Origin of the sequence: Frankia sp. AgKG'84/4 (assembly GCF_023242965.2) — a bacterium.
Taxonomy (GTDB): domain Bacteria; phylum Actinomycetota; class Actinomycetes; order Frankiales; family Frankiaceae; genus Frankia.
Window position 1 is genome coordinate 1 of record NZ_JALKFU020000318.1, and the last position, 6,032, is coordinate 6,032.

At 71.3% G+C, this 6,032-nt stretch carries 8 protein-coding genes and 1 pseudogene; 7 read left to right on the plus strand and 2 right to left on the minus strand.

The genetic code is table 11. The features are described 5' to 3' along the window. Positions 1-348, minus strand: a pseudogene (locus MXD58_RS17890) (copper resistance protein CopD); the annotation flags it as partial. 107 nt (positions 349-455) lie between these two features. On the opposite strand from MXD58_RS17890, the gene MXD58_RS17895 reads away from it, so the two are divergent. From MXD58_RS17895 to MXD58_RS17910, 4 genes are all read left to right on the plus strand, one after another. Next, positions 456-1,049: a CopD family protein gene (locus MXD58_RS17895; protein ID WP_308301990.1), complete on the plus strand. Its 594-nt coding sequence runs from the start codon at positions 456-458 to the stop codon at positions 1,047-1,049. A 126-nt stretch (positions 1,050-1,175) separates the two neighbouring features. Further along, on the plus strand, positions 1,176-1,712 hold the full coding sequence (locus tag MXD58_RS17900) for an ArsI/CadI family heavy metal resistance metalloenzyme (protein ID WP_248838655.1): 537 nt from the start codon (positions 1,176-1,178) through the stop codon (positions 1,710-1,712). Positions 1,713-1,717: 5 nt separating this feature from the next. Continuing rightward, positions 1,718-2,536 (plus strand): aquaporin, encoded by an 819-nt coding sequence (locus MXD58_RS17905; protein WP_308301989.1) that lies wholly within the window; start codon positions 1,718-1,720, stop codon positions 2,534-2,536. Positions 2,537-2,628: 92 nt separating this feature from the next. Further along, positions 2,629-3,039: an arsenate reductase ArsC gene (locus MXD58_RS17910; protein ID WP_248838639.1), complete on the plus strand. Its 411-nt coding sequence runs from the start codon at positions 2,629-2,631 to the stop codon at positions 3,037-3,039. A gap of 78 nt (positions 3,040-3,117) precedes the next feature. Here MXD58_RS17910 and MXD58_RS17915 read toward each other — a convergent pair whose 3' ends face one another. Then, the gene (locus MXD58_RS17915; RefSeq protein WP_308301991.1) at positions 3,118-3,693 is read right to left on the minus strand and encodes an SAM-dependent methyltransferase; all 576 of its coding nucleotides are present in this window, start codon (positions 3,691-3,693) and stop codon (positions 3,118-3,120) included. 537 nt (positions 3,694-4,230) lie between these two features. Here MXD58_RS17915 and MXD58_RS17920 point away from each other — a divergent pair. The 3 genes from MXD58_RS17920 (at position 4,231) to MXD58_RS17930 (ending at position 5,558) form a co-directional block, all read left to right on the plus strand. Next, on the plus strand, positions 4,231-4,389 hold the full coding sequence (locus tag MXD58_RS17920) for a hypothetical protein (RefSeq protein WP_248838637.1): 159 nt from the start codon (positions 4,231-4,233) through the stop codon (positions 4,387-4,389). Positions 4,390-4,875: 486 nt separating this feature from the next. Continuing rightward, the gene (locus MXD58_RS30355) at positions 4,876-5,178 is read left to right on the plus strand and encodes a hypothetical protein (protein WP_284678521.1); all 303 of its coding nucleotides are present in this window, start codon (positions 4,876-4,878) and stop codon (positions 5,176-5,178) included. Beyond that, positions 5,178-5,558, plus strand: coding sequence for a recombinase family protein (locus MXD58_RS17930; RefSeq protein ID WP_248838636.1), 381 nt, complete (start codon positions 5,178-5,180; stop codon positions 5,556-5,558). Before MXD58_RS30355 ends, MXD58_RS17930 begins: the two co-directional genes overlap by 1 nt. The last annotated feature ends 474 nt before the right edge of the window (positions 5,559-6,032 follow it).

Sequence of the window (6,032 nt, forward strand, 5' to 3'; positions counted from 1 at the left end):
GTGCAGGATCCACATCGCGGTCTCGACGGCGGTCCGCCCGTCCGGCCAGGTCGCGGGCAGCTTCGTCGTCCACAGGCTGACGGCACCGGCGAGCAGCCCGGCGGCGAGCAGCACCCGCCGCGCGGGCCCCGCCGCCAGCGTTCGCACGGTCAGCGGCACCACCAGGGCGGCGCCGACCAGGCTGAGGGTGATCTCCAGGCCGAACAGCACCCCGGGAGTACCCCCGGTGTACAGCTGGTCCCAGGCGGCGCCGTAGTCGAAGCCGCCGGTGGCGGCCGAGTCGTGCGCCCGCTCACTGAGCACCGCGGGCACGGCCAGCCCGCCGAGCACCGCGGCCGCGCTCGCCAACCGGGAGGTGACGGCGGCGAGCGCGCCGGGGGCTGCGCGGCGCGGGGGCGGCCGGCCCGGCCTGCGCCGGTGGCGGTGGTGAGCGGGCCGGCTTCTGGTCGCTGGCGATCCGGCGCTACTCGGCGGGCGCGATGAGCTGCGTCGCCGCGATCGGCCTGTCCGGGCTGTTCCTGTTCTGGGAGCACGTCGACGGCCCCAACCAGCTGGTCACCACGATGTACGGCCGGGTCCTCGGCGTGAAGATCCTGATCTTCGGGACGCTGCTGGGCCTCGGGGCCATCAACCAGTTCTTCCTGCACCCCCGGATCGAGGCGCTGCGCGCCGCCGGCGACGAACGCCCGCTGCGCACCGTCCTCACCCGGCATTTCCCGGCGGTCGTCGGCGTCGAGCTGCTGCTGGTCGCCACCGTCCTGTTCGTCGCGCCGTTTCTGCACGGCTCGGCCCGTGACCAGGCATTCCAGGCCGACGCGGCGAAGCACGCCACCTCGGCCACCGCACCGCCGCCGGGGCTGGCGGACAAGTCGGCCAGCAGCGCGACGTGGATCTTGGGCACCCTGGAGACGGTCGCGGTCATCGCCGTCATGGCCGGCGGCCACCGGGTGTCGGGTCGCGCCGCCGCCCGCCGCGCCGCTCCTGCGGCGAAGCCCGATCGCCCGCGCGACCCCGACCTGGTCGCGGGCCGTCGGGACCCCCACAGCTGACCCGTGCCTCGGGCCGGCGCCTGAGCCCGCCGGTCCAGACCACGGGGTATTGACAGTGGTCTATGTCTGCGGGCATGCTCCGTCACGTCAGGACATAGACATCGGTCGATGTGTGAGGTGGTCGGGATGGCCCGGGTGCAGTTGGCGTTGAACGTGTCCGATGTGGACGCGGCGGTGGCGTTCTACTCGAAGCTGTTCGGGGTGGAGCCGGCGAAGCGGCGGCCGGGGTACGCGAACTTCGCGGTCGACGTGCCGCCGCTGAAGCTGGTGCTGATCGAGAACCCGGACGTCCGCGGCAGCGGCGTCGCGGGCGCGTTGAACCACCTCGGCGTCGAGGTAGAGTCCTCCGCTGAGGTCACTGCGGCGACGAGACGGCTGGCGGGTGCGGGGCTGGAGACCGCGGTCGAGGAGAACACCGCCTGCTGCTACGCGGTGCAGGACAAGGTCTGGGTCGACGACCCGGATGGTGCGCCGTGGGAGGTCTACACGGTGCTGTCCGATGTCGTCGACGGGTCGGTGCCGACCCTGCGGACGGTGGAACCGGGCAGCGGGTCAGGATCGGGGCCGGGGTCGGCCTGCGCCTGCGGGCCGGGAGTGGACTGCGGCCCGGCCGCCGACACCACCGACGTCGTGATCGAACCGGCGCCCGCCGGCGCCCGCTGAACCCCGTGGCGGACAGTGAGCCGGGTGGCCGGTCGTCGCTGGCGCGGCGCCTCATCGCCGAGGCGGTGGGCAGCATGCTGCTCGCCGCTCTGGTCGTCGGGTCGGGGATCGCCGCGGTCCAGCTCAGCCCCGGCCAGGTCGGGTTGCAACTGGTGGAGAACGCCGCGGCGACCGCCGCCGGCCTGTTCGCGATCATTCTGATGGTCGGCCCGGTGTCCGGGGCGCATTTCAACCCGGTCGTCAGCCTCGTCGACGCCGCGTTCGGTGGGTTGTCGTGGCGCGACGCCGCCGCCTACCTGCCCGCGCAGGTCGCCGGCTGCGTCGGCGGGGCGGTGCTGGCGAACCTGATGTTCGACCGGTCGGCGGTGTCGATCGCGACCCACCACCGGGCCTCGGGAGCGCATCTGCTCGCCGAGGTCGTCGCCACCGCCGGCCTGATCCTGCTGATCTTCGCGCTGGTCCGGTCCGGCCGGGCCGAACGGGCCCCGGCCGCGGTCGGCGCCTACATCGGCGCGGCCTACTGGTTCACCAGCTCGACGAGTTTCGCGAACCCCGCCATCACCGTCGGCCGGATGTTCTCCGACAGCTTCGCCGGCATCGCCCCCGCCTCCGCCCCGGCGTTCATCGCGGCCCAGGTGGTCGGCGGCGCGGTCGGCTACGGGCTGGTCCGGCTGCTCTACCCGCCCACGCCCGCGGCCCGCGCGCAGGCCGCGCAGGTCGTGCTGCCCCATGCCGACCCGGCGACCGCGAACGGCACGCAGCCGCGGGCATCCCGAGGTGTGTCAGGACCGATCCCGGATCCCCCGCCCGGCTGGACGCCCTGACCGCAGTGGACCCCGCGACCGCCCCATCCCTGGCACCCACACCCACAGCACCCACCCACCCACCCACCTACCCACAGAAGGATCGCGCTTCCATGACCACGAAACCCTCCGTGCTGTTCGTCTGCGTCCACAACGCCGGCCGATCCCAGATGGCCGCCGGCTGGCTCACCCACCTCGCCGGCGACCGCGTCGAGGTCCGCTCCGCCGGCTCCGCCCCGGCCGACCAGATCAACCCCACCGCCGTCGCCGCCATGGCCGAAGCCGGCATCGACATCACCGACCAGGCCCCGAAGATCCTCACCGTCGACGCCGTCGAAGCCTCCGACGTCGTCATCACCATGGGCTGCGGTGACGCCTGCCCCGTCTTCCCCGGCAAACGCTACGAGGACTGGAAACTCGACGACCCCGCCGGCCAGGGCATCGACGCCGTCCGCCCCATCCGCGACGACATCCGCGCCCGCATCGAACACCTCATCGCCGAACTGCTCCCTGTCCCTTCCTGACCGCCCTGTCCCTTCCTGACCTCCCCGGCACACCGCACCCGGCCCAGACGGGGGCTGGGCGGTCTTCAGGCCGGGCCCTCAGCGCAGGCGGCCGACCGCGCCGTACATGTTGATCTGGTCGTCGGTGAGGGCCGAGTCCGACTCGGGGCGCCAGCGGTTGAGGGCTTGGACGCCGGGCTCGACGAGGTCGAGGCCGTCGAAGAAGCGGGCGAGTTCGGCGGCGTCGCGCAGTTGCAGGTTGATGCCGCGGGCCCGGTAGTTCGCCACGCCCTCCGCGCTCCCGGTCGACCCGAAGTCGGCGGTCCCGTGGCTGAGCGCCAGGTAGCTGCCGGGGGCCAGGGCGTCGAGCAGCCGCCGGATCACGCCGTACGGATCGTCGCTGTCGGGCACGAAGTGTAGGATCGCGAAGACGGACAGGGCCACCGGCTGGGTCAGGTCGAGGGTGTCGCGCACCTCGCTGGAGCCGAGGATGGTGTCGACGTCGCGCAGGTCGGCGTCGAGATAGGCGGTGCGCCCGGCGGGGTTTCCGGTCAGCAGGGCGCGGGCGTGCGCGAGGACCAGGGGGTCGTTGTCGGCGTAGACGATGCGGGCGTCGGGCACCACGGCCTGGGCGACCTCGTGCAGGTTCGGTGAGGTCGGGATGCCGGTGCCGATGTTTCGCGAAGTATACCGAACCGTGTGTCACAGATCACAGGAGTGAACGGTACGCCGACATCGACGGATCCTCGGTCGCTCATGATCCACGTAGGGCGATCTTGGCGGTTGCTAGGGAGACGCCGGCCGCGTCGGCAATCTCCTGAACCGTGTACTGCCTCTGAGCGCGCACTTCCCGGATGCCGTTGTCTCGCGCGGTGCGGGCTCGGCTGAGTCGCTGCTCTGCGTCCGCAACCTGGGCGGCGAGCGTCCGCAGATCGTCCAGGGTGACCGTTGGCATGATCCTAAGGATATCCGGGGGGCTACCGCGTTCCCCGTGCGGCTACAAGGCTAGCCGGCTACACTATTAGCCATTAGGTCGGTTCCGGACGGGTGTTGGGTCATCCGTCCGGAACCTAGATCACAACCTGCTCGAACAGGAGTGACCTGGTGTCTAGTATTCCGCCATCGACCGGGCGTGGCTGGCGTAACCCATACGAGGGCCGTCCGTTCGTCACGTTGCGTATCGATCATGTTGCGGGACTTTACGACGTGACGATGACGAGTGGGGCAAGCCTGCGGGACCTGGTGAACGTCACCGCGACGCTCCCGCCGGTGCTGTTCGTGGATCACTGGAGAGCGAGCCTCGGCGACTCGGCGGCGGTGCTGCGTTTCCGGGCACTGCCGGACCTGGGGGCGATGTTCGGTGGACTCTGAGGGATGGGTCCCGGTGGTAGCGCGTCCAGGGTGCGGCCCGTGGTCGACGTATCAGGAATCTCTGCATTTGATCTTGCTGGCTAGTCCCACGGGTCCCACGGGGGTGCGGCTGCGGCAATGTTTGATGCGCTGCGATCCGCGGTCGGTGGTTGCGCTCGCGGACATCATCCGTGAGGCGTGTTCCGGCGGCTAACGGGCTGGAATCGGCGGCCGGTATCCCTGGTGGGGGTGCCGGCCGTTCGGCGTTTCCGCCTTCAACAACGTGTAGAAGTCTTGCGATGATGGTCTCGAACGTGAAAGCGGCCCGGTCGGTGCGGGAACACCGGATCCGGGCCTGATCCCCCACCTGCTGTAACAGGAAGAGGTTCCGTGGCGATGGTATCTGACGGTGTGTTGATCGTGTCGGATGTGACGATTCGGGGTGAGGTTGCGGGGGTGCGGGATGTGCCGTCGCGGTCGGTGGTGGGGGTATCGGAGGTCGCGGTGATGTTGCCGGGTCTGACGGTGCGGATGGGCGGGGATGATCCGGCGTGGGGGTGGGTGTCGTTGGGGGTGGCGTGTCTGCGGGCGGCGGCGCGGGAGACGTGGCCTGCGGAAGCTTCGGCGGACGGGTTGGACCTGGACGACACGATGGCGGCGTGGCGGGCGGCGGCGTTGCGTTCGGTGGCGGGGCTGGCGGCCTGGGCGGCGTCGTCGGCGGATGCGCGGGCGGTGTATGCGGTGCCGGCGGTGGTGCGGGTCGCGCAGGCCGGGCGGTCGCGTCGGCGTCGGGTGTGGGGTGGTCGGTGATGCGGGCGGCGAGCGTGGTGCGGGCGGATGTGACGATGGAGGGCCAGGCGGTGCAGCGCGCGGCGTTCCTGGCGGCCTGTAAGGCGCGAGGTTGGGAGGCGGGTCCGACCGAACGTCTGCGGGCGGGGGGCGGTCCTGGAGCCTGCGCGGCGGTGCCGGCGTGGCTGCGGTCGCGGGCCGCGGGCGTCGTGGTCGTCGACGCGCTGGACCGGCTGGCGGACACGGAGGTTGCTCGGGTGGCGGTGCTGGCGCTGTTGCGGCGGCGGGGCGTGCGGCTGCTGGCTGTGGCGGACGGGATCGATACCGGGGATCCGATCGGGTTTGCGCTGGTCACGGACCTGATCACGGCTCCGACGCTGGGGGCCAGGCGGACCGCGTGAACGGAGGCGCGGCCGGTGTTCGTGTCCAGGCACCGGCCGCGCCGAACGGCGGCGGGCCCATCGGGATGGCGGTCGTTCCGGTCTTCTCCCTTGCCCTCCCAGGAGCCGCACTTAGCGGGCTGGTGGGCAGGTCAAGGGTCATCTTTGATGATCGCGTAGCGACGCGAAGCGCCCTTGACGTGTCTGCCAGGCCGTTAAACGATGCGGCATCCGTGGGAAAGGGAGCCGCGGGTGAGGGGCCAACGGGCCTCGGGGCAGCATTGGCCGTGCCAGGGCGCTGAGTGCCGTAGGCGCCATTCTGTCTTTGGTTGGGCTGGGGCCTGACGCTCCGATGGGCACGACGGGCACGACACACCCGAGGATCCGACGTGCCGATGGGGTGCCGACCGAAGGGAGGCGGCCTCCCTGCGGGCCGAACCCGTGCGACGCATGTCGTGAGTCTAGCCGTGCCTACTACATGAATAGTATGACTAT